Here is a 21,133-nt window from a genome sequence, read left to right on the forward strand (position 1 = left end):
TCTCAGATTCCGGTCACTTCGACGCTGTTGTTGGGCCCGACCACAACAGTTCCGAGCTTGCGGATATGGCTTTCCACAACGTCCCATATCTGTGGTCCTTCGGTATCTTCATTGACCGACGCCCAGCCCGAGACGACATAGGCGCGTTGCGGATCAATTGCCTCACCGGTGGAGAGCAGCGTCATATTGCTGATACGCTCACCCTGTGGCTTGCTCACATCAATGCTGTAGCCAAGACCGCCGGTTCGCACCATGTCACCCCCCTGCTGGTAGTAGGGATCGGGATTGAAGATATTATCGGCCACGTCTTCAAGAATGACCTTGAGGAATTCACCTGTCATCTCACTGCGGTAGGCTTTGCCGTACGACATGGATGTCACGTTCCAGATATCTTCTCTGGTGATCTCCTGTCCCGGGATAAGCGAGGGCCCCCAGCGCACACCGGGGCTCAGAGCGATCTCCGCATCCCGCTCCGAGAGCAGCGCATCACAAATCAGGTCATCCCAGCTGCCGTTGAAATTGCCCCGGCGGTAGAGAAGGCTGTCTGTCTTGCCGATCACTTCCGACATCTCCGCCTCATACGGCGCACGCTGCTCAGCAATGAGCGACGTGATCCCGGCATCGGGTTCGATAACATCCGAGAAAACAGGAATCAGTTTCGAGCGGTAGCCCATCATGCGTCCGTCGCGGATATCGAGATCAAGACGGGTCACGAATTTGCCGTTGGACCCGGACGGCAGGATGATTGTGTCTCCGACCACGACAGGCTCCGGCAGAGCGTCATGAGTATGCCCGGAGAGGATCACGTCAATGCCGGGCACGATGCCGGCCATCTTCTTATCCACATCAAACCCGTTATGGCTTAGCACAACAACGCATTCTGCGCCGGCGGCACGGACTTCATCAACCATGGCGGCCATGTTTTCGTCGCGGATGCCAAAGGAATATTCCGGAAACATCCACCCCGGATTGGCGATCGGCATATAGGGGAAGGCCTGCCCGATGACGGCGATCTTTGTCCCACCCCGCTCGAACATCTTATAAGGTTTGAAAAGCTCCGCGGGCTCGTCCCATTCGGCATCGAAAATGTTCTGCCCCAGGGCTGCAAAGGGCAGGCTTTCCACAATCTCCGCTACCCGGTCACTGCCGAGCGTGAATTCCCAGTGGAAGGTCATCGCGTCAGGACGCAGAGCGTTCATCACATTGACCATGTCCTGACCGGCGGTCTGATGGCAGGTGTAAGACCCGTGCCAGGTATCACCGCCATCCAGCAACAGGGCATCCGGTCTGTCTGCGCGGATTGAATTGATTACCGTCGCCACCCGGTCCAGCCCGCCGACCCTGCCATAGCCTTTCGCAAGGGCCGAGAAATCACCGGAAGACAGCGCGTAGTGAGACGGCGATCCGTCTTCGATCCCGTAGAGTCTGCGGAAATCAGCGCCGGTGACATGCGGGACCTCTCCCTTGTTTTCACCGACCCCGATGTTGACTGAGGGCTCGCGGAAATAGACCGGTTTCAGCTGCGCGTGGATATCTGTGACGTGGATCAAAGAAACGTTGCCAAAGGTTTCAAACGCCAGCAAATCGTCCTGCGTCAGCGCCTGCTGCGCCGCCAGTCGCGCCCAGTTGCCGAACCCGGAGCCGCCATAGAGTGCGGATGCCGCCATGCCAACCTGCAGGAAATCACGTCTTGAGATCATTTCGGATATCTTTCATTACATATGCGCATGTATGAATGTAATGCGCCGAAAAAGGGCCCTGCGCCGGAACGCAGGGCCTTGTTGCGATCAGTTGCGTACCGACGGGCCTTCAACGCTTAACCCGTTGCCGCGTGAAGCAACATAGAGCTCAAGCGCTACAAACTCGGGCGAGCCTGGCTTGAAGGTCTCGGCGCGGGTATCTCTCACGCAGCCCTTAAAGCGCGCATGTACCGCGTTCAGCTTGGTATTCTTCAGCCGGTACGTCGGAAACCCGTTGATCTGGCCCTGGCTGAGGTGATCTGCCCGGATCATATTGCCGTAGTTATCCTCGTGACAGTTTGCACAGGACATTTCCAGCTGGCCGAAACGCGTATAGTAGATGTCCTTACCCTGTTCCCAAGTGGACTGTGCTGGTCCGTCGATTGCAACATTTACCGGCATGCCGCGGGAAACGCTCGCGAGAAGCGCGATCATATTCGTCATATCGCCGCCGTCATACTTCCACGCTTCAGCTTCCATACGCTCTTCGCGGCAGTTATTGACCTGCTGTTCAAGTGTGACAACTTTACCGGCGGCATCGCTCCATTTGGGATAGACAGCTTTGATGCCCGCCATGCTTTCGACGCCTTCATGGCAGGAGGAACAGGACTTGTCTGCTGCGCCCTCCGGCGTTTCCCAGACCTCCTGTGCCGTTTCGACCCAGATCATCGACGGATTGTCAAAATCATCAATCTGAAAGGCCTGTGTCTCATCTGATCGGAACCGCCAGCCGGAATAGATCGTCTTTACGCCCTCCATATGCTCTGGAGCGGCCGTTTCTGTGACCATTTCGATTTCACCATTGACGACCAGTCTGTCATCATCCGGCTCTGCGCTTGCGCCAAAGGCTAACGCACTTATTGCCAACCCCAGTGCAACCTGGTTACGCATCCTGTCTTTTCTTCGCATGTTCCCTCCCTACGCTTCCGGCTTAAGAGACCGTTACAGCCTTAGTTTCTTCGTACACAGATCCATCATCATCATACCATTTGAAAAGAAATTCTCCGGTTTCAGGAACAATCGCTTCAAACTGGAAGTACGGGTTCGTCGAAATTGCAGGCTCGAGCGTCACATCAATGACGTTCTGGCCGTTAAATTCAGCAGTAAACCGGTTGATGATCGACCGCGGGATGACGTTGCCGTCACTGTCCTTGCGCTGACCGCTTTCCATCGTGTGACTGATCAGCGTTTTGATCTCGATGGTCTCGCCTGCAGAAGCCGTTTTCGGGACTTTGACGCGGGGTTTAACACCAGATGCCATTATTATCTCTCCTCGTCCGTTCGGATCAGCCGCCGCAGCCGCCGATTGTTACTTTGATATTAGCCGATGCCTTCTGGAACGAACCGTCTTCCATTTCAGCGATTGCAATCACGTTCTGCGTTCTTGCAAGTCTGATCCGTGTCGATGCCGTTCTGGACCCGCTCAGCGGCCCGAATTTGAATGTTGCGACATTCGGCACCGGGTTTCCGTCTGCAAAGAGCACGATGGACACAGCACCCGGAGCACTCACGCCGATCGGCACGGTGTTCCCGTTTTCGGCAATTTCAGGAGCATCCAGTGTGATGGCACCTTCGCCAAGTTCGGCACCGCCTGTGATTTTTGCGATTTCGTCATCGGTAAGCGACGCGAAGGCAGGAAGTGATCCCATTGCCAAGGCGGCCATACCGGCAGAGCTTGTAATCAGCAGATTACGTCGTGTCAGTTTCATTATGTTCTCCTCGAAAACACGAAGTTATTCTTCTTTGAGCGTCATCAGATATGCGACGACGTCTTCAATCTCTTGCCCTGTCAGCAAAGGCGTGACCTCGCCGCCGGGGTGAGCATCGCCGGTGTAGTCGTCGCCAAGCCGCGTGAAGCCTGAAACCTTGTAGAACGAAGGCATCATGGTCCCTTCAAACATCTGCTTGGCGTCCGCGACGATCCCGCGGAGTTCCTCCTCGGTCCACCTATCCGCAACTCCGTCCAGCGGCGGGCCGATTTCACCATGGAATGCCAGATGTTCGAGCTCAGTTACTGCATGACAGGCTATGCAGTTGCCGGACCCTTTGTTCATCAGTTCAGCACCAGAAACCGGATCGCCGGCAACACCTGTCAACGAAGCGGCAATAGCGCCATCTTCAAACTGAACCTGCTGAGGCGCGATACCCTCGGCGCAAGCAAGGGATGCTCCGAACACCACACTAGCAGAGATAATTGCGAAACGTATCATGAACCCTCCCGACTGACCGTTTCCGGTACACTAGCGCACACAATTGAAATAACGCAACATCAAATTCATTTTCGTGAATTTATTCGTACGCACCCGGCGCGCAAATCGCCTCACCGGATACAGTACAGCGCTTTGATTACAGTAACTTATCCGGGATATTATCGCGTATCGCCGTCATCACGCTCACGGATCATTCTTGCATGATAGCGCTGGAAATCTTCCTCCGAAGTATCGAGATAACGCTCTTCTTTTACCCAGGTCATCAGGTCGAGAGTCGTGCCGGCAGAAAAGGCGCCGGGCATGACGGCGACGGCCTGCTGTTGCGCTGACTTACTCTCGTCCAGCGTGGTATCCATAAAGATCATCGTCGGCGTGAAGAGCACACCCCATTTGCGCAGGACTTCTTTTTCTGAGAGTTCTTCGCCGTCGGTGTCCACCACTTCGGTGTCACCGTGCAGGTTCAGCTGCACCGTATAATAGTCTTCCTGCAGAAGCGTATTCACCCGAGGGTCGGGAAAGGTATTCTCATGCATATCGCGACAGTACAGGCAGCCGCGTTGCTCCACCAGAATCAACATCCGTTTGCCTTCCGCCTGCGCTTCGGCAAAGTCTTCCTGCAGATCCTTGAAGGTATCGCGCATCCAGTCCGCTTTATGCAGACCATCGTCGCCCATTTCGGCAGCATGGGCCGTCAGCGTCATGCCGGCCAGAGCCAGACCAAAGAGTATCGAACGCATAATTTTCCTCCTCCGGATTTATCCGATTGAACTGAACCACGGAATGTTTTCGAGCATCCATTGTGCGATGATATTAATCGTATCTGTCGCGATCAGAATGCCGAAAATGATCAGCAGAACGCCCATCAGCTTTTCGACAATGCCCAGATGGCGCCTGAACCGGCGCATCCAGGCCATGAAGGGACCGACAAAAAGAGCGGCCCCGATAAAAGGCAGTGTCATACCCAGACCGTACACAAAGAGCAGGATGGCCCCGTGGGAGGCAGTTTCCTGCCCGGCTGCGGTAAACAGGATCGCCGCCAGAACCGGACCCACGCAGGGCGTCCAGCCGAAAGCAAATGCCAGCCCGATCACATAGGCCCCGACCAGGCCGACCTGGCCTGAACCTGCGCCGTCGGCCCGGAACTGCCGGTAGAGAATTCCGATTTTCAGCACCCCCAGAAAGTGCAGTCCCATCGCAATGATTACCACAGCCGCAATCCAGCGCAGGATATCAAAATACTCGCGGACCATCTGCCCGAAGAGCGTGGCCGTGGCCCCGAGACCCATGAAAACGGTAATCACACCGAGGGCAAAACACACCGACGCCAGAACCGCCTGGCGACGCACCGCACCGGTGATGGGTGCATCTTCCGATATCTGGTTCATCCCGACACCGGCGAGGTAGCTCAGATAGAACGGCACCATCGGCAAAATGCAGGGTGATAAAAAAGACAGCAGACCCGCGAGTAAAGCGCCCAAAAATGTCACATCGAACATCCGATCGAGGCTCCCCGCTTGAAACATTCAAACATTAGATTATGATTGAAACACTCCAGGCGTCAATGCAGGGCTGCTCGTGTTCAATCTTAAATCCGCCGTTGTTTGTATTTTCATGTGTCTGCCCGGATCCGCCTGGGCGGAAACATATCTGCTTATGGCTGAGGAACAGGGCTGTTTCTGGTGTCAGAAGTGGGATGAGGAAATTGCCGCGATATATCCGAAGACAGCGGAAGGACGCACTGCACCTTTAAGGCGGTACGATCTGCATGCTGATACTCCCGAGGTGGAATTCGACAGACGTGTAAGCTTTACACCAACGTTTATTCTGGTCAGGAATGGTCAGGAAGCTGGGCGCATCGAAGGGCATCCGGGACCGGACTTTTTCTGGGGCCTGTTGCAGATATTGTTCAATGAGGCGGAAATTCCGCTCGACGGAACCGGATAATCAGACATGGCACCTCAGGCAGACGCGCAGTATGGTACCGGCGATGAGAGCACATCCCGTTTGCCGGTTTTTGACCCCGAGATGTGTGCGGAAGACATCGACAAAATGATGCAGAACGCGCAGCACGCTGCAAATTTTCTCAAGGCGATCAGCCATGAAGGGCGGTTGATGATATTGTGTCATCTGGCCACCGGCGAGAAATCTGTCACCGAACTTGAAGATCTTCTTGCCGCGCGTCAGGCCGCGGTATCTCAGCAGTTGTCGCGGCTGCGGCTTGAGGGTCTCGTGAAGCCGCGACGCGAGGGCAAGGCGATCTACTACAGCTTGACAGACGACAGGCCGAAGCAAATCATGGAAGTGGTATATGATCTCTTTTGCCGGGACGCAGACTGACCGTCCTGCGTCCACGTAAGCCGGTCCCGGGGAGGAAATCGGCATGCTGGATATTTTCGGAGAAGCCGGCTCTGCCGCGCTGATCGGTCTTCTGGGCGGTATCGCCCTTGGCCTTGCGGCCCGGATCGGGCGCTTTTGCACGCTGGGTGCAATCGAAGACGCTCTTTACGGATCTGATGACCGGCGGCTTCGCATGTGGGGTATTGCGATCGGTGTCGCCATTATCGGCACGCAGGTCGCGATCTCGCTGGAGTATCTTCAGGCAGCGCAGACAACTTATCTTGACCGCGTCTGGAATCCGGCGGGCACCATCATCGGCGGCCTGCTCTTCGGGTATGGAATGGCCCTGAGCGGAAACTGCGGGTACGGCGCGCTTGCGCGACTGGGCGGTGGTGATCTTCGCTCGTTTGTCATCGTGCTCGTAATGGGGCTGTCGGCCTATTTTGTTATGTCAGGACCGCTCGCACATGCCCGGGTATGGCTGTTCCCGGTTCAGGACGGGGCAACTGCGCCGCAGGGGTTCGGGCAGCTGGCAGAGCAGGTCCTGGGCGTCGATCCGGCTGTCAGCGGGCTGGTTCTGGGGGGCTGCGTTATTCTGCTCGCGCTAAGCAGCAAGGCGATGCGGGCCTCACCAAAGCACATTTTCTGGGGGGCCGTGGTGGGTCTTGCGATTGTCTCAGGATGGATCGGCACCTACTGGATTGCAAATGCCGGATTTGACGCGGAACCGGTCGAGACACATACCTTTGCAGCTCCTATCGGGGATACGATCTTTTACACGATGACAGCTTCCGGCACTGACCTGTCGTTCAGTGTGGGATCGGTACTCGGCGTTATTCTCGGTGCGGTTGCGGGGTCGTGGTCCAACGGGCATTTCCGCTGGGAAGCCTGCGATGACCCGCGCGAGCTGAAACGGCAGATCATGGGGGCCGCGCTGATGGGCCCGGGCGCGATACTTGCTGTCGGGTGCAGCATTGGTCAGGGAGTATCGGCCTTCAGCACCCTGGCCTACAGCGCACCGGTTGCTTTTGTTGCGATCTTTATTGGTGCCAGCCTGGGGCTGAAACAGCTGATCACAGGGTTCGCGCCGGCTGAATGATATAATCTGGCTCCGATGTGCGACCGCTCCGGCGGCACGGGATTATCAACCAGACGCCCGGTCTCAACATACCTTCTGCCGCGTGGCGACGGACTACTCATCGCGCAGAGCGACAACGAGGATTGACCATCCTGCCTGCAGGGCCAAAACTCGACGGATGAACACTGAAACGCCCGCTGAAGTGAACCCGCCCTTCTGGTTGCTGATCACGCTGCAAACCGGAATTTCCGCCGCAGGTCTTGTCGTCGAAATTGTCGCCGCCCGGATGATCGCGCCATATGTGGGGATGAGCCTTTACACCTGGACCGCCATAATTGCAGTGGTTCTGGCGGGCTTTTCGCTTGGTCACTGGTGGGGCGGCAGGCTGGCTGCATTTCCCACGCGCGCGGCCATGATGCGGATCGGATGGGTGCTCGCTGCAGCGGCGGTATTCACTGCCGGCGCCAGCCTGATCCTGCGCCTTGTGGCGCTGCCTGTTCTGCAATCCGTTGAAAACCCGCTGACGGCCATATCCTTCATTGCCATCGCCGCATTTTTTCTCCCGTCATTGTTTGCCGGCGTGCCGGCGCCGGTGCTTGCCGTTGTGGCGATGCGGGGGCGGCAGCGGTCGGAAGAGGCTCTGGGGGTGATGTTCGCCGCCGGCGCGATGGGTGCGATTGTCGGCACCCTGCTGGCGGGGTTTCTCTTTATCTCCTGGATCGGGTCAACGGCGACGCTGCAAATCATGGCGGGGTTTTACGCAGTATCCGCGCTGATTGTCATGCTCTCCGGACGGGGCGAAAAAGCGACCCGCGCCGGGGCCGCCGGCACCATTGCCCTCACCGGGTTACTGGCCTGGCACGCCCTCACGACAAACCCGGTCTGCACCGTTGAAAGCAGCTATTTCTGTATCCGGAGCGAGACCCTCTCTGCGGACGAGGAACCTCCTGTACGGGTCATGATCATCGACCATCTCGCGCATGGCATCTCTGCGCGCGACCATCCCGGGGTGATGTACACCGACCACACCGCGATGCTCGATGCGCTGCCCCGGATGAGGATGGGTGACCGGCCTTTCAGCTCTTTCCATATCGGTGGTGGCACATATTCGGTGCCGCGCGGGTGGGCGTCGCGCGGCCTCGATAACATCGTTGTGTCAGAGATCGACCCGGAAGTCACAAGAATGGCAACCGATGCCTTCTGGTTCGACCCCGGCACGGCCACTGTCCTGCACGAAGATGCCAGACGCGTGCTTTTAACCACGGAAAAAGAGTATGACGTGATCGTAGGCGATGCCTTTACCGATATTGCCGTACCCGCCCATCTCGTCACACTGGAATTCTTTCAGCTTGTCTCTCAACGACTGTCGGGGGGCGGGGTTTTCGCGATGAACGTGGTCGATAACGTGGACCGCCTCGCCGCTTTGTCTGCTGTTTACAAAACGCTTCTGCAGGTTTTTCCCAGCGTAGAAGTCTGGACCAAAGCGTAACCGCCGAGACCCGGGGAAAGAAGGGTCTTCGTGATACTCGCCGGACAATCCGACAGCCATGTGTCCGAGATCACAACCGGCACACCTGAGCCTGCAACTTTTGCGCCACTGGCGGACGCGTTTCTGAACGAAACTGTCGCGCGGACAAACGCGCCGTTGCTGACGGACGATTTTGCGCCCGTGGACCGGTTGATGGGGCTCGGCTCCGTGCTGGACTAGCCAGACTGCCTGCTGATCTGCAAAATCCTGCAGGGTGTCGTTCTGCGCCCAGCCGGTCCGGCGGGAGGCGTCGCAGCAAACCGGCGGTTTTTACATCTGCGCGGCGATAAAAAGTGTCGCGCGGGGCTGTTCAGAAGAACGCCGCCCGATCATCCGCTGGCGCGCCACCTTCAGTTTCAGATAAGCCACCTCGAGCTGCATTCTTGCACGTTCGCGCTTTTCATACAGTCTCCGGACACTTGAGCCGGGGTCTCCGATGACCCACCGCCCGGGCTTGCTCTCTGCCGGAAACCACGCCCTCACGTTACGGACCGCCATGACCCAGGCCTGATCGGCCGCCTGATACCGCAGGTAGGCGCGCTGCAGAACGCGTCGTCGCAGGGCTATATCGGAATGCATTTTTCCCTCCTTTGTCGTCGGCACTAAGATCAGATGCGGACTGCGTCAGCCGCCTCTTTCTTTCGTGGCACCGTGAATGTCCCAGAATGTCGCAACGACCGTCTGTCTGATCTCTTCGGGTTGCTGTTCGACAGCTTCAGACAGTGATTTCAGTTCTCGCCGGGTCTGGTGCAGACGGTCCAGCAACGGCAGGATCACAGGCAAAGCATCTGTCGGAAGCGACATGTCTTTTCTCAGATCACACAGAAGCCTGATGCGCGCGATATCGACGTCATCGAACACCGGCCCGCGCTCGCTCTGAGCCGGACGCACCCAGCCCTCCCGGACCCAGACACGCAACTCTCTCAGACTGAGACGCCTGACCTGTGCCACGACCGTTTTTTCGTCAAGGCTCATTTTGTCCTCCGCAGGTTCTTGCGCGGATCAAAGCCGCAGTGATCGCGCCATTGCCCCGCGAGCTCCTCCATCCGGGTGTCTGTTTTATCGGGCAACACGATCCGCAGACGCACAAACTGATCTCCCCGGCCACCTTTGCTTTTTGCTGTGCCCCTGCCTTTCAGACGGAGACGGTGACCGGAAGAAACCCCTTTGGGGATCGTCACGGACACAGGACCATCGATGGTTGGTACGCCGACCTTGCCGCCGAGGACCGCTTCATCGAAAGTGATGGGCAGTTCGACTTCGATGTTATCGCCGTCGCGCACGAATTCAGGATGCGCAAGCACAGAGACCGTTACGAACGCATCGCCCGCCGGACCCTGTCCGAAACCGGGAGACCCTTTGCCACGCAGGCGCAGCGTCTGCCCGTCCCTGATGCCCGGCGGGATCGATATCTCGATCCCCTTGCCGTCCGGCATTGTCACGTTGCGTTTCGCACCGCGGGCGGCATCAAGGAAATCCACATCTATATGATAGCGGACATCAGTACCACGCGCGTGAAACTCCCGCCGCCCTGCCCCGCGGCCGAAACCGTGACGTCCGAACAGCCCCGAAAACAGATCAGAGTCGGCATCAAATCCGCCGAGGTCCGCATCCGGGTCGTATCTGCGGCCACCCTCCTGTCCGGCATACTGGTGGTAATACTGCCTCTCCTGGCGCTCCTGGCCGCTGGCATCGATTTCACCCGCATCAAAGCGTCTGCGTTTTTCCGGATCACCCAGTAGATCATTCGCGGCGGCAACCGCCTGGAATTCAGCCTGCTTTTTCGCATCCCCCGGATGCAGATCCGGGTGCAGCTTTTTGGCGAGCCTGCGGTACGCCTTTTTGATGTCATCCTGTGTGGCAGTCTTAGCAACGCCAAGGATTTTATACGGATCGTCACTCATCTTTCAGGGTCCATCCAAATTGCTCAAACTCACCGCGCCGGGCAGAGAATGTGATCCGGCATGCGACGCTGTCCGGTGCTGCGGCTGCCGGATTATTCCGAAATCCAGGCCTTTGCCTCCTCCAGATCAGCGAGGTCAAAGACCATAACTTCGGTCGGCATCAGCATCCCGAAAAGCTTCGCGGAATGCCTGATCCATTCCTGATCGGTCACCAGCGCAAGTTTAGAAAACGTCGTCAGGTGTGAAAATCCGAATCTGAGATCATCCCACATCGCGCCGGGAGAATACCCGTCAAACCAGGTACCAAGAACGCAGATCATTTTCAGTTTGTCATGCCCTTTCGCACGCCGCTCAATCAGCGGAACAAGCATGCCGGAATAGTCCTGCGAGGTGATCAGCCCCCTGATATCAATGCCCACGACATCGCGCGGGAGACCTTCTAATTCGATGATGGCACCGGGGTGATCGTCTTCGGTCTGCGCCCAGGCGACCGCGTCATCTGTCGCGTCCTTGTTGAAACGCCGCACCTTCGCCTGAACAAAATGATCGACAAGAAGCCGTGCCAGCCACAGCAGTTTACTGTCGCTTACAATGGCAACCTTCCGGACGAGACTATGGTGTCCCTGCACAAATTTCAGGTGCTTTTTCAGCGCACTGAAATCCGCCCAGAAGGGCGCACTTTTCGTTTGCAGAACGAGGTTGGGGACCCGGTCGGTTTCATTGATGTAGTCATTGATCTTCCGGCTGAGCTCATCAATATCTTCAGCGCGCAGAAGTCCTTCCGGCGTGATCACCGCAATGTTCTCACGTGGACGGATGTCTGTCGTCAGCATACCGGTGTCTCCCTTTCGTCAACGGGTGGCTTTGCCGGAAAGACCGGCGACCGGGGCGGGCCCTTATCTAACCACATGCACAGCGCAGGACGCATGTCTCACGACATGTGATGCTGTTGATCCGAGAAAATAGTCCTTCACGCCCGGACGGTGAGAGGCGATTATAATGAGATCATTGCCGTACTGCCCCGCATAATCGAGTATTGTACGTCCCGGATGCCCTTCCAGAATGACGCCTTCGGCGCCCGTCAGATTCTGTGCCAGACGGTCCATTTTCTGATGCAGTGTGACACGCAGTTCTTTTTGCAGATCTTCCGTTATATAGGACTTTGCATAGCCGGGCAGACGCTCAATCACATGAAGCAAAGTGATTTTCGCGCCTGGCGTGGCAAGCAGGCCGGCCAGCTTTACAGGTGCGCTTTTGTCGTGGTCGTCATCGAATACGACCGGCACGAGGATGTTGTTATACATGATGTTTTCCTTCCCGATATTCGCCTGTTATTGCGCAAAAAACCGCCCCGGCATTGTTCCAGATCAATTCACCGGGCCGGGCACCTTCAGATCGTGCGGTTTTCGGGCCCTGATCGACCTGATTTCGGTGGCCGCGATGACGGGCACCGGGGATTGAGATTGATCAATGCCAGTCCGTCCGTGCCCTGGTACCCTTTTATCAGCGGGCGGCCCGGATATCTGCAACCACTCTGATTACCGGACGGTGTAAAATGCTGAAGGACTTGAGGGGGGGAGATCACGGTTCTCTCTCCGGGGAAAGGCTCTGCCTTCGCGAATAATTCTGCGTCGACCGCGCGAAAGGGGAGATTATGCGGGGCTCACAGCCCGCCGCAGAAAGCAGCGCACATGACGCTTCACATTGCAGGAAGGCCGGGGGACAGGATTTCACCGGCACAGGTTTCACCGAAAGGCTGAGAGTATGACAGACCCGGAACGAAAACGCCTTGATCCGGCGTGGCACTCGATGCTCGGCCAGATCACGGGCGGTATCTCTCCGGCCGCGCTGATCAATGCCGGTGTCGACTGGGCGCTGCACCTGGCCGCATCGCCGGACAAGCAATCGGATCTGCTCAGAGAGGCTCTGACCGGCCTTGCGGCGACAGACCCTGCCGAAGACCCGCGATTTTCGGACCCGGCCTGGACGAGATTTCCCGCAAACGCCATGGCACTGAACTATCTTGCGGCGCAAAACTGGTGGGACCTTGCCACGAGGGATGTCCGCGGCGTGGATCCTAAACATGCGAGTATCGTGAATTTTGCCACGCGGCAGTGGCTGGACATATTTTCTCCGGCGAATTTTGCGCTGACCAATCCACAGGTGCTGCAACGCACCTTCGAGGAGGCCGGACAGAACCTGATCCGGGGCGCGCGATACTGGATGGAAGACCTGAACCGCCTGATCTCGCATCATCCCCGCAGGCCGAGCACCTTCACAGTCGGAGAGGATCTGGCCACGACACCCGGAGACGTGGTGCTGCGCAACGACCTGATTGAGCTGATCCGGTACCGCCCGACGACAGCCAACGTACACGCCGAACCGATCCTGATCGTGCCTGCGTGGATTATGAAGTACTATATTCTGGACCTCACGCAGCAGCGTTCGCTGGTCGCTTATCTGCGCGATCAGGGGTTCGAGGTTTATATCATCTCCTGGAAAAACCCCGACGAAGAGGATGCCGCCCGGTCGATGCAGGACTACGTCGATCTGGGCATCAGGGCGGCGATTGAGACCATACGGTCCCGTGGAGCCTCTTCTCTTCATGCGGTCGGATACTGTCTGGGAGGCACGTTGCTGGCAATTGTGGCCTCCGCCATGGCGCGCGACGGCGACAAATCCCTGTGCTCTGTCAGCCTGCTGGCCTCACAGGTCGATTTCTCCGAACCGGGGGAACTTGGCCTGTTCATGAACGAAAGCCAGGTCACCTTTCTGGAAGACATGATGGCAACGCGCGGCTATCTCAGAGCGGATCAGATGGCCGGCGCGTTTCAGCTTTTGCGGTCAAACGATCTGATCTGGAGCCGCGTGATCCGGCATTATCTGCTGGGAGAGCGCACGCCTGATAACCCGCTGATGGCATGGAACGCGGATGCCACCCGCATGCCTGCGCAGATGCATTCAGAGTACCTGCGGCGCCTGTTTCTGCACAACGATCTGGCCAAGGGGCGGTTTATGGTGGACACCGCTTCGGTGGCGCTCACCGATATCCGCTGCCCGCTTTACTGCGTGGCGACCGAAGAGGATCATGTCTCGCCCTGGAAATCGGTCTACCGGCTTTTGCTGCTGACGGACACGGACGTTACTTTTGTGCTGACCAACGGCGGGCATAACGGCGGGATTCTGTCCGAGCCCGGTCAACCTGGCCGATATTTCCGGACAGGTCACAAAGCGGAAGGTGATCCCTACGTCACCGCCACAAACTGGCTCGATCGTCATGCACCGCAGGACGGGTCGTGGTGGGACAACTGGTCAGACTGGCTTCGCAATCACAGTCATGGACGGAAAAGCGCCCGTCCGTCGCCCGTGAAGGCTCTGGGCGCTGCACCGGGCCGCTATGTCTTCGGATAACCGGCTCAGTTCTTGTCTGAGCCGGCAGAAGCCAGGGCATCGTTACTCATCCGGACCAGTTTGCCGGTTTCCGCGCTGTACTGCTCCAGCGCCTTCTGAATGAATTCGGCCTGTATGTTCTGAAGCTCAGAGACGTTTTTGCAATGCAGGATCGCGTGTTGTGTTTTCACGTCCTCTTTGACCCGCTCCGCCATAAAACTCAGGACCTCGCTGCCGATATCCCCCAGTGCTTCCAGCCATGCCGTACTCAGACCGACCATATTTCCAAATCCGGCTTCCTGCAGCTCTGCAAGTTTCTGAAGTTGTGCGCCTTGCGGAAGGTCGGACTGATTTTCTGTCTTGCTTGCCATAATCTATGCTCCGGTTGCTGTTTGCGGCGCGATTATATCAGTTTGAATCCGCCCGATCTTGATATCGCTCAATCCGCAGTGCCGGCATGAACGGCTATCACGGGCGGGCATACAAAACCGGAGAAAGCTGGTGACGGCAAGTACGCGTGACAAGGGGCTTACTGATACTGAAGTCCTGACAGCCCGGCAGACATCAGGCTGGAACGAACTGCCGGCTGTGACACCGGTTAAGCCGGTCGTGGTCTTTTTGCGCCAGTTCACCAGCTTTCTGGTGGTCATCCTGATCATAGCAGCGGGTGTCGCTCTGGTGCTGGGAGAGGTGATTGACGCCATCACCATCGGGCTCGTCGTGATTCTGAATGCCGTTCTGGGCTTTGTGCAGGAATGGAAAGCAGAAACCGCGCTTACCGCATTGCGCAACATGCTGGCCCCGATGGCCATGGTTCTGCGCGACGGACAGGAAAAGATAATCCCTGCCCGCGAAATCGTACCCGGAGATATCCTCGTGCTGGCGCCGGGGGCGAAAATCGCAGCGGACGCGGTCGTCATCCGCAGCGCAGAGCTGACAGTTGACGAAAGCGTTCTGACCGGTGAATCCCTGCCCGTCGCAAAATCAGACGGGGCGACGACCGGCGAGGTTTTTGCCGGAACATCCGTCACGTCGGGGCGCGCAGAAGCCCGGGTGACAGCCACCGGCGCGCATACCGAATTCGGCCGGATCGCGCATCTGACCGGGTCAGTGGGTACCGGCGTTACAAACCTGCAATCCAAGCTGAGCGGTCTGGCGCGCCAGCTTGGCATTGCGGCGCTGCTTGTGGCCGCGACCGTAGCCGGACTGGGTATCGCACTCGGGCGTGACCTTGTGGAAATGGTCATGACCGGACTGTCGTTGTCGGTTGCCATGGTACCTGAGGGGTTGCCGGCGGTCGTGACCATCACGCTGGCTCTGGGCGCCACGGCAATGGTGCGACACAAGGCGCTCGCGCGGCGCCTGCAGGCGGTCGAGACACTTGGTGCGGCATCGGTCATCTGCACCGACAAAACCGGAACTCTTACCGAAAACAAAATGACCGCCACACTGATATGGACCGCTGATCGCAGCTATGACGTGACCGGCACCGGCTATGATCCTGCCGGCCACATCGCCTTTGGCGGTGCACGGGTGCGGGCCGGGGACGATCCGGTTCTTGCGGCTGTTCTGCAGGCCGGGCTCTTTTGCAGCCATGCACAGCTGCGCCGTGAAGGGGAAAGCTGGCACATGACCGGCGCCCCCACAGAGGGCGCACTGATCACGCTGGCTTACAAAGGATGGTGCGACCTGCCCGACGAACGCGGGCTGCTGGCCGAAATCCCTTTCAGCAGCGCGCGCAAACGGATGAGCGTGCTTTATCTGACCGGCGACGGGTATTGCGTGCTCACCAAAGGGGCTCCTGAACAGATCCTCGGGATCTGCACGGAGGTGATGACCGGGGCCGGTATCCGCCCGCTTGCGCCCGGGGACATCGAAGAGATAACCCGGGCCTACACCGAAATGGCCGGGAGAGGATTGCGGGTCATCGCACTCGCCCGCCGCCGCACCGACACCCCGCAGATCGTCGAAGAGAACCTTACATTTCTGGGACTGGTCGGCCTGATTGATCCGCCGCGCGCCGAAGTGCGGAGCGCGATTGCCTCGGCAAGGTCCGCCGGCATCCGCGTGATTATGATTACAGGAGACAGCCCGGTCACCGCCGCCGCCATCGCAGAACAGCTCTCCCTTACTGTGACGCAGGCGCTGACCGGGCAGGAGCTCGACGCGCTCGATGAGGCGGCTCTGCTGGAAACACTTTCAGGTGACGTGCTCTTTGCCCGCACGCGGCCCGAGCAGAAAATGCGGATCGTCGCAGCCCTGCAGTCACAGAACCAGATCGTTGCCATGACCGGTGACGGGGTCAATGACGCGCCCGCCCTCAAACAGGCGGATATCGGCGTGTCGATGGGCATCCGGGGTACGGATGTGGCGCGCGATGCCTCGGATCTGGTGCTGCTGGACGACAACTTTGCCACCATCGTCCGCGCCATCGGCGAGGGCCGTCGCCAGTTCGCCAACGTCCGCAAATTCGTACGCTACCTGCTGTCGTCAAATGCAGGCGAGGTGATCGCCCTGGTGGTCAATATCGCAATTGGCGGCCCGCTGGTATTTCTCGCCACCCAGATCCTCTGGATGAACCTTATCACCGACGGGGTGACAGCCGTGGCGCTGGGTCTGGAAAAGGCTGAACCGGATCACATGCAACACCCGCCGCGCGACAAAACTGATGCCATACTGGGCTACCGCGGCATTGCCACGATCATCGTGCTGGGCCTCTATACCGGACTGTCGAGCCTGTGGATTTTCTTTCACCTTATGGATCAGGGAGTGGATCTGGCGCGCACCACCGCCTTCACTGGCATGGTGGTTTTTGAAAAGGCGAGCGTATTTGCTTTTCGCTCACTGCGCCTGCCCGGATCGCGCATCGGCTGGTTCAGCAACCCGTTTTTGCTCTGTGCTCTTGCCCTGACACTGGGCGCGCAGGTGCTGGCGATCTACTGGCCGCCGCTGCAGACCCTGTTGCGCACCGTGCCGATCGGGCTTGCGGAATGGCAGTGGATTGCTCTGTTCGCGCTGCCGGTCCTCATCCTGCCCGAGGCTTTCAAACTGCTGCTCATGCGCGGTCAGCGCACGTAATAATAGGCGATCAGGCTGCAACCAAAGGTCAGCAGCACAAGGATCGAATCGAGGCCAACACTGCCAAACCCGGGCTTGCGCCGCACGATCAGACCGGAGAGAAAAATCGCCGTCACCGCGATGCCGAAAGCCAGCGACAGTGTCACCGTGCGCGAGACATCCTGCAGGATCGGGCCTGAGCGAAACAGGATATCGGCGGGAAATACCAGCACGAGCATAATCAGGTTGCTGCCGAAAATATTCGAAATTGCCATCGTATAGGCTCCGATGCGCACGGCCGTAATGCTGGTCGTCAATTCCGGCAGCGATGTCGCGCCGGCAAGCAGTGTCGCGCCGATGAACCCTTTGCCAAGCCCCGACTGCTCTGCAATCCGCTCCGCAAAGACCACCAGCAGCAGCCCGAAGATCAGGATCCCGGCACAGGCACCAACCGCCTGGCTGATAAGAAGCCGGTTACCCGTACCGGCCAGACCGGAGGGTGCGGGAAAGGGCAGCGGTTCCGGATCCGGAAGATCGACCGGAACCCAGTCGCTGGCCCCATCGTATTTGCGCAGCAACCAGATCGACCCGGCATAAACCACCGCAATCAGCACACTGCCCGGGCCGATCTGATAAAACGAAAACGTTTCGCCGAGGTTGATTACGATCAGTGTCACCGCAAGCAACATCACAAGAAGCGTGGCTTCGAGGGCATGATTGGCCTTGCGCGGATACCCGGTAATCGCCTGCTTTGCCCAGAAATCCGACATCGCGAGAATTGCGGTTTGCAGGGCAATCCCGCCAAAGAGGTTATTGAGCACCAGATCGCGGGATTGCTGCACGGCGGCAGTGAGCGTCGTGGCAACCTCCGGAAGGGACGTGGCAAGCGACAGCACCAGCAACCCCATAAGCGATTTGGCGAGCCGGTACCTGTCAGCCAGCGCGTCGGTCAGATACGCCAGCCGCGCCCCGGCCACCCAGACCACGCCTGCGCAGAGCGCAAAGCACAGGATGCTCAGCAGAAAGGAGGTGGCGGGAACCTGCATGACGGCCTTTTATCAGAGGCATGCCGGGATAATTTGACATGCCTCAATGCAGATCAGATGCGCGGGCGTCAGAGTGTTCAGATGACACCCGAACACGGACACAGCCCTCAGGAAGTCGCAGCCCGCCTGTCTGCAGGCAGCAACAACAATTATCTCAAAGATATGATCTATGGCGGGATTGATGGCGGGGTCACGACCTTTGCCATCGTTGCCGGTGTCGCGGGCGCCGGCCTCTCTCATGGTATCATCGTCACGCTGGGGATTGCCAACATTCTGGCCGATGGATTTTCGATGGCGGCCAGCAATTATGCCGGCACCAAGGCCGAAGCTGATGACCGCAAGCGGATTATCCGCATCGAAGAACGCCATATTGAACAGCACCGGGAGGGAGAGCTGGAGGAACTGCGCCAGATCCTGGCACAGCGCGGATTGTCGGGTCAGGTCCTTGACGAGGCGACGCGGGAAATCTCGGAGAACAAAGAAAAGTGGGTCGCGCTCATGCTTACCGATGAATATGGGCTCACGCGTGATGCGCCCCACCCGATCCGCGCGGCGCTGGCGACCTTTGCCGCGTTTTTGCTGGCGGGCTCAATCCCGCTCATACCTTTTGTCACCGGGATGGAACCCGCTTTCGAAATATCCGTGTTCGCCACGCTGCTGACCTTTTTCCTGATCGGAACAGGCAAAAGCCGCTGGTCCCTGTCGGCCTGGTGGTGGTCGGGCGCGGAAACACTCCTGATCGGCGCACTCGCCGCGCTGATCGCTTATTTCGTTGGCGGACTTTTTGCGCATGGCTGAGCCCGACGGGTTCCGATTGAGCAGGATCAAACCGGAGGTCTGCCGGGCCGCTAAAATTCTCTTTGCGACGAGGATTATATGTTTTCAGATTCGATCAGACTGTTTTCACTTGATGGGTTCGAGATCAGGCTGGATAAAAGCTGGCTGCTGATTGTGGCTCTGATCACCTGGAGCCTTTCACAACAGTACTTTCCCCAAACCTTCCCGGATCAGACACCAGGCACTTATCTCGCTATGGGGCTCTTTGCCTGCATCTGCTTTTTCGGCTCACTGCTGCTGCATGAACTGGCGCATTCCGTTGTGGCCCGGCGCTTTGGCATCCGGGTAAAAAGCATAACTCTGTTTCTTTTTGGCGGCGTTGCGGAACTGGCCTCCGAACCTGACCGGCCACGTGCCGAATTCTGGATCGCCGTTGCCGGCCCGGCGATGAGTCTTTTTCTGGCATTCGGGTTCTGGGTTTTTGCGGCCTTCACAGATGTTATGCTGACACAAAGCCCGATACCGGTTGTGCTGCACTATCTTGCGCTCATCAATTTTATTCTGGCCGTATTCAATCTTGTACCGGCCTTTCCGCTGGATGGCGGACGGATTCTGCGCGCAGCCCTCTGGCACCGAACCGGCGATGTCCTCGGGGCAACCGAAACAGCGGCGCGCTCCGGCACATTCTTTGCCTTTTTGCTGATGACACTCGGCGTTCTGTTTCTCTTTCAGGGGGCGCTCCTTGCCGGCTTCTGGTACATCCTGATCGGCGGTTTCGTACTGATGGCCGCCCGGTCGAGCTATCAGAAGCAACTGGTCCAAACAGTTTTCGACCACAAGACAGTACAAATGCTGATGACGCCGGATCCGGTGACCACGGCGCCCGATGTGACACTTGATGACTTTGTAAATCATGTCATGATCGACCGCCGTGCCAGCTTTGTGCCGGTCGTCGAAAACGGCGTCCTGCTCGGTCATATGGACCACCGCGTGCTGGAAGGGACCGATCGGGAAAACTGGCCCGGCATGCGTGTCGATGACATCTTTGAGGGGCTCACCGCAGAGGCCTCGGTCGCGCCTGACATGCCGGTCAGAGACCTGATGGCGCTGATCACAAAGACCGGGCGGCGCAAATTTATGGTGGTAGACGATCACCGGTTGTGCGGCGTGATCACACTGTCTGATATTGTCCGCTATCTGAGGGTCAGTGATTTTCTCATGCACCAGCAGAACCAGGTGACAAAAAAATGACGAATGTGCTGATCGTGCAGGGCCATCCGGATGGCGCAGAACAGCATCTGTGCCACGCGATTGCACAGGCTTACCGGTCGGCCGCAGAGGCTGCCGGGCACGGTGTGACCGTCATCAGTATTGCCGGTGAAGTCATTCCCTATCTGCGGTCAAAGGCTGAGTGGGAGGGGGTTGATCTTCCGCAGGTTGCGGTCACCGGGCAAAAGGCGGTTCAGGACGCGGAACACATCGTTCTGATTTACCCTTTGTGGATGGGTGATGTGCCGGCGATGCTGAAGGCATGGCTGGAGCAGGTGCTGCGCAAGGGATTTGCATTTGAACTCTACGGGCGGACCTGGCGCCCGGCACTCGCAGGCAGATCCGCACGGATCATCGTCACGACGGGCATGCCCGGAGCCGCCTACAGGTGGTTCTACATGGCGCATTCTCTGCGCAGCCTTGAGCGCAACATCCTCAGGTTCTGTGGTATCCGGCCGGTCAGACGGAGCATCTTCGGGAACGCCGAAGACCCTTCCGGCAAAGCTCAGGCGAGGATGCTGACGACGGCGACGCGTCTTGGCGCGCGTGCGAATTAGTGCTACGTCCTGTGGCGCCTCACATATCCGGGGAAAAAACCCGGCTGTGCACGCCCGGATCGGAATAAAGAGGCCGCTTGCGTCCCACGGGGTGCGATACGACGCCTGACACCCACTCGAGCAGTTCGGGCTTGCCCGACCGCAAGAAAAACTGGCAGACACAGTGCAAAGAAAGAAAGACATGCACAGCGATCCAAATGACGGCGCAATCCTCGACACTCTGCTGAAGGCCGCGCCGGAC

23 protein-coding genes and 1 pseudogene are annotated in these 21,133 nt (G+C 58.2%); 9 read left to right on the forward strand and 15 right to left on the reverse strand.

The annotated features are described in order from the left end of the window. Positions 1-2 precede the first annotated feature (2 nt). From soxB to Q0M35_RS03200, 7 genes are all read right to left on the reverse strand, one after another. Positions 3-1,700, reverse strand: a complete 1,698-nt coding sequence (gene soxB / locus Q0M35_RS03170; RefSeq protein ID WP_295312116.1) for a thiosulfohydrolase SoxB — start codon at positions 1,698-1,700, stop codon at positions 3-5. 87 nt (positions 1,701-1,787) lie between these two features. Then, a complete protein-coding gene (soxA, locus tag Q0M35_RS03175) occupies positions 1,788-2,630 on the reverse strand; it encodes a sulfur oxidation c-type cytochrome SoxA (RefSeq protein ID WP_295312118.1) in 843 nt (280 codons plus the stop codon). A gap of 40 nt (positions 2,631-2,670) precedes the next feature. Then, a complete protein-coding gene (soxZ, locus tag Q0M35_RS03180) occupies positions 2,671-3,000 on the reverse strand; it encodes a thiosulfate oxidation carrier complex protein SoxZ (protein ID WP_295312121.1) in 330 nt (109 codons plus the stop codon). A gap of 25 nt (positions 3,001-3,025) precedes the next feature. Next, positions 3,026-3,448, reverse strand: a complete 423-nt coding sequence (gene soxY, locus Q0M35_RS03185; protein ID WP_295312123.1) for a thiosulfate oxidation carrier protein SoxY — start codon at positions 3,446-3,448, stop codon at positions 3,026-3,028. 24 nt (positions 3,449-3,472) lie between these two features. Beyond that, positions 3,473-3,949 carry a sulfur oxidation c-type cytochrome SoxX gene (gene soxX / locus Q0M35_RS03190; protein ID WP_295312125.1) on the reverse strand — a complete coding sequence of 159 codons (477 nt, stop codon included), beginning with the start codon at positions 3,947-3,949 and terminating at the stop codon, positions 3,473-3,475. 158 nt (positions 3,950-4,107) lie between these two features. Continuing rightward, positions 4,108-4,686 carry a thioredoxin family protein gene (locus tag Q0M35_RS03195; RefSeq protein WP_295312127.1) on the reverse strand — a complete coding sequence of 193 codons (579 nt, stop codon included), beginning with the start codon at positions 4,684-4,686 and terminating at the stop codon, positions 4,108-4,110. A gap of 18 nt (positions 4,687-4,704) precedes the next feature. Next, the gene (locus Q0M35_RS03200; protein ID WP_295312128.1) at positions 4,705-5,445 is read right to left on the reverse strand and encodes a cytochrome c biogenesis protein CcdA; all 741 of its coding nucleotides are present in this window, start codon (positions 5,443-5,445) and stop codon (positions 4,705-4,707) included. Positions 5,446-5,602: 157 nt separating this feature from the next. Between Q0M35_RS03200 and Q0M35_RS03205 the strand changes: the two genes are divergently transcribed. From Q0M35_RS03205 to Q0M35_RS03220, 4 genes and pseudogenes are all read left to right on the forward strand, one after another. Then, entirely contained in the window at positions 5,603-5,893 is a 291-nt protein-coding gene (locus tag Q0M35_RS03205; protein WP_366519632.1) for a hypothetical protein, read from the forward strand. 81 nt (positions 5,894-5,974) lie between these two features. Beyond that, positions 5,975-6,286, forward strand: a complete 312-nt coding sequence (locus Q0M35_RS03210; RefSeq protein ID WP_295312158.1) for a metalloregulator ArsR/SmtB family transcription factor — start codon at positions 5,975-5,977, stop codon at positions 6,284-6,286. A 43-nt stretch (positions 6,287-6,329) separates the two neighbouring features. After that, positions 6,330-7,385 (forward strand): YeeE/YedE family protein, encoded by a 1,056-nt coding sequence (locus tag Q0M35_RS03215; RefSeq protein ID WP_295312130.1) that lies wholly within the window; start codon positions 6,330-6,332, stop codon positions 7,383-7,385. Positions 7,386-7,542: 157 nt separating this feature from the next. After that, positions 7,543-9,072 (forward strand): annotated as a pseudogene (locus tag Q0M35_RS03220) (fused MFS/spermidine synthase). Positions 9,073-9,162: 90 nt separating this feature from the next. Here the strand turns inward: Q0M35_RS03220 and Q0M35_RS03225 are convergent. The 5 genes from Q0M35_RS03225 to Q0M35_RS03245 form a co-directional block, all read right to left on the reverse strand. Next, positions 9,163-9,471, reverse strand: a complete 309-nt coding sequence (locus Q0M35_RS03225) for a hypothetical protein (protein WP_295312131.1) — start codon at positions 9,469-9,471, stop codon at positions 9,163-9,165. Between the two features lie 45 nt (positions 9,472-9,516). After that, entirely contained in the window at positions 9,517-9,867 is a 351-nt protein-coding gene (locus tag Q0M35_RS03230; protein ID WP_295312133.1) for a chaperone modulator CbpM, read from the reverse strand. Beyond that, positions 9,864-10,796 (reverse strand): DnaJ C-terminal domain-containing protein, encoded by a 933-nt coding sequence (locus tag Q0M35_RS03235; RefSeq protein WP_295312135.1) that lies wholly within the window; start codon positions 10,794-10,796, stop codon positions 9,864-9,866. Before Q0M35_RS03235 ends, Q0M35_RS03230 begins: the two co-directional genes overlap by 4 nt. Before the next feature lie 92 nt (positions 10,797-10,888). Then, positions 10,889-11,629, reverse strand: a complete 741-nt coding sequence (locus Q0M35_RS03240; protein WP_295312137.1) for an STAS/SEC14 domain-containing protein — start codon at positions 11,627-11,629, stop codon at positions 10,889-10,891. A 63-nt stretch (positions 11,630-11,692) separates the two neighbouring features. Further along, positions 11,693-12,100, reverse strand: coding sequence for a universal stress protein (locus tag Q0M35_RS03245; protein ID WP_295312139.1), 408 nt, complete (start codon positions 12,098-12,100; stop codon positions 11,693-11,695). A gap of 460 nt (positions 12,101-12,560) precedes the next feature. Between Q0M35_RS03245 and Q0M35_RS03250 the strand changes: the two genes are divergently transcribed. Beyond that, positions 12,561-14,207, forward strand: a complete 1,647-nt coding sequence (locus Q0M35_RS03250) for an alpha/beta fold hydrolase (RefSeq protein WP_295312141.1) — start codon at positions 12,561-12,563, stop codon at positions 14,205-14,207. Between the two features lie 5 nt (positions 14,208-14,212). On the opposite strand, the gene Q0M35_RS03255 is transcribed toward Q0M35_RS03250, so the two are convergent. Continuing rightward, positions 14,213-14,557, reverse strand: coding sequence for a phasin family protein (locus Q0M35_RS03255; protein ID WP_295312143.1), 345 nt, complete (start codon positions 14,555-14,557; stop codon positions 14,213-14,215). Between the two features lie 130 nt (positions 14,558-14,687). Here Q0M35_RS03255 and Q0M35_RS03260 point away from each other — a divergent pair, with 130 nt between their 5' ends. Beyond that, positions 14,688-17,264: a cation-transporting P-type ATPase gene (locus Q0M35_RS03260; RefSeq protein ID WP_295312145.1), complete on the forward strand. Its 2,577-nt coding sequence runs from the start codon at positions 14,688-14,690 to the stop codon at positions 17,262-17,264. On the opposite strand, the gene Q0M35_RS03265 is transcribed toward Q0M35_RS03260, so the two are convergent. Then, on the reverse strand, positions 17,252-18,289 hold the full coding sequence (locus Q0M35_RS03265; protein ID WP_295312147.1) for a hypothetical protein: 1,038 nt from the start codon (positions 18,287-18,289) through the stop codon (positions 17,252-17,254). The genes Q0M35_RS03260 and Q0M35_RS03265 overlap by 13 nt on opposite strands. A gap of 81 nt (positions 18,290-18,370) precedes the next feature. On the opposite strand from Q0M35_RS03265, the gene Q0M35_RS03270 reads away from it, so the two are divergent. The 3 genes from Q0M35_RS03270 (at position 18,371) to Q0M35_RS03280 (ending at position 20,892) form a co-directional block, all read left to right on the forward strand. Continuing rightward, positions 18,371-19,087, forward strand: a complete 717-nt coding sequence (locus Q0M35_RS03270; RefSeq protein WP_295312148.1) for a VIT1/CCC1 transporter family protein — start codon at positions 18,371-18,373, stop codon at positions 19,085-19,087. A 78-nt stretch (positions 19,088-19,165) separates the two neighbouring features. Further along, entirely contained in the window at positions 19,166-20,317 is a 1,152-nt protein-coding gene (locus Q0M35_RS03275; RefSeq protein WP_295312150.1) for a site-2 protease family protein, read from the forward strand. Continuing rightward, complete coding sequence (locus tag Q0M35_RS03280) at positions 20,314-20,892, forward strand: NAD(P)H-dependent oxidoreductase (protein ID WP_295312152.1); 579 nt, start codon at positions 20,314-20,316, stop codon at positions 20,890-20,892. Before Q0M35_RS03275 ends, Q0M35_RS03280 begins: the two co-directional genes overlap by 4 nt. Before the next feature lie 19 nt (positions 20,893-20,911). Here Q0M35_RS03280 and Q0M35_RS03285 read toward each other — a convergent pair. After that, a partial coding sequence (locus tag Q0M35_RS03285; protein WP_295312154.1) for a hypothetical protein occupies positions 20,912-21,133 on the reverse strand: 222 nt, incomplete at its 5' end.

Origin of the sequence: Roseobacter sp. (assembly GCF_024639605.1) — a bacterium.
Lineage (GTDB): Bacteria > Pseudomonadota > Alphaproteobacteria > Rhodobacterales > Rhodobacteraceae > Roseobacter.

Bases quoted from the DNA above. Each gene is read 5' to 3' on its own strand.
- soxB (WP_295312116.1), bottom strand. From the start codon at position 1,700: ATGATCTCAAGACGTGATTTCCTGCAGGTTGGCATGGCGGCATCCGCA.
- soxA (WP_295312118.1), bottom strand. From the start codon at position 2,630: ATGCGTAACCAGGTTGCACTGGGGTTGGCAATAAGTGCGTTAGCCTTT.
- soxZ (WP_295312121.1), bottom strand. From the start codon at position 3,000: ATGGCATCTGGTGTTAAACCCCGCGTCAAAGTCCCGAAAACGGCTTCT.
- soxY (WP_295312123.1), bottom strand. From the start codon at position 3,448: ATGAAACTGACACGACGTAATCTGCTGATTACAAGCTCTGCCGGTATG.
- soxX (WP_295312125.1), bottom strand. From the start codon at position 3,949: ATGATACGTTTCGCAATTATCTCTGCTAGTGTGGTGTTCGGAGCATCC.
- Q0M35_RS03195 (WP_295312127.1), bottom strand. From the start codon at position 4,686: ATGCGTTCGATACTCTTTGGTCTGGCTCTGGCCGGCATGACGCTGACG.
- Q0M35_RS03200 (WP_295312128.1), bottom strand. From the start codon at position 5,445: ATGTTCGATGTGACATTTTTGGGCGCTTTACTCGCGGGTCTGCTGTCT.
- Q0M35_RS03205 (WP_366519632.1), top strand. From the start codon at position 5,603: ATGGCTGAGGAACAGGGCTGTTTCTGGTGTCAGAAGTGGGATGAGGAA.
- Q0M35_RS03210 (WP_295312158.1), top strand. From the start codon at position 5,975: ATGTGTGCGGAAGACATCGACAAAATGATGCAGAACGCGCAGCACGCT.
- Q0M35_RS03215 (WP_295312130.1), top strand. From the start codon at position 6,330: ATGCTGGATATTTTCGGAGAAGCCGGCTCTGCCGCGCTGATCGGTCTT.
- Q0M35_RS03225 (WP_295312131.1), bottom strand. From the start codon at position 9,471: ATGCATTCCGATATAGCCCTGCGACGACGCGTTCTGCAGCGCGCCTAC.
- Q0M35_RS03230 (WP_295312133.1), bottom strand. From the start codon at position 9,867: ATGAGCCTTGACGAAAAAACGGTCGTGGCACAGGTCAGGCGTCTCAGT.
- Q0M35_RS03235 (WP_295312135.1), bottom strand. From the start codon at position 10,796: ATGAGTGACGATCCGTATAAAATCCTTGGCGTTGCTAAGACTGCCACA.
- Q0M35_RS03240 (WP_295312137.1), bottom strand. From the start codon at position 11,629: ATGCTGACGACAGACATCCGTCCACGTGAGAACATTGCGGTGATCACG.
- Q0M35_RS03245 (WP_295312139.1), bottom strand. From the start codon at position 12,100: ATGTATAACAACATCCTCGTGCCGGTCGTATTCGATGACGACCACGAC.
- Q0M35_RS03250 (WP_295312141.1), top strand. From the start codon at position 12,561: ATGACAGACCCGGAACGAAAACGCCTTGATCCGGCGTGGCACTCGATG.
- Q0M35_RS03255 (WP_295312143.1), bottom strand. From the start codon at position 14,557: ATGGCAAGCAAGACAGAAAATCAGTCCGACCTTCCGCAAGGCGCACAA.
- Q0M35_RS03265 (WP_295312147.1), bottom strand. From the start codon at position 18,289: ATGCAGGTTCCCGCCACCTCCTTTCTGCTGAGCATCCTGTGCTTTGCG.
- Q0M35_RS03270 (WP_295312148.1), top strand. From the start codon at position 18,371: ATGACACCCGAACACGGACACAGCCCTCAGGAAGTCGCAGCCCGCCTG.
- Q0M35_RS03275 (WP_295312150.1), top strand. From the start codon at position 19,166: ATGTTTTCAGATTCGATCAGACTGTTTTCACTTGATGGGTTCGAGATC.
- Q0M35_RS03280 (WP_295312152.1), top strand. From the start codon at position 20,314: ATGACGAATGTGCTGATCGTGCAGGGCCATCCGGATGGCGCAGAACAG.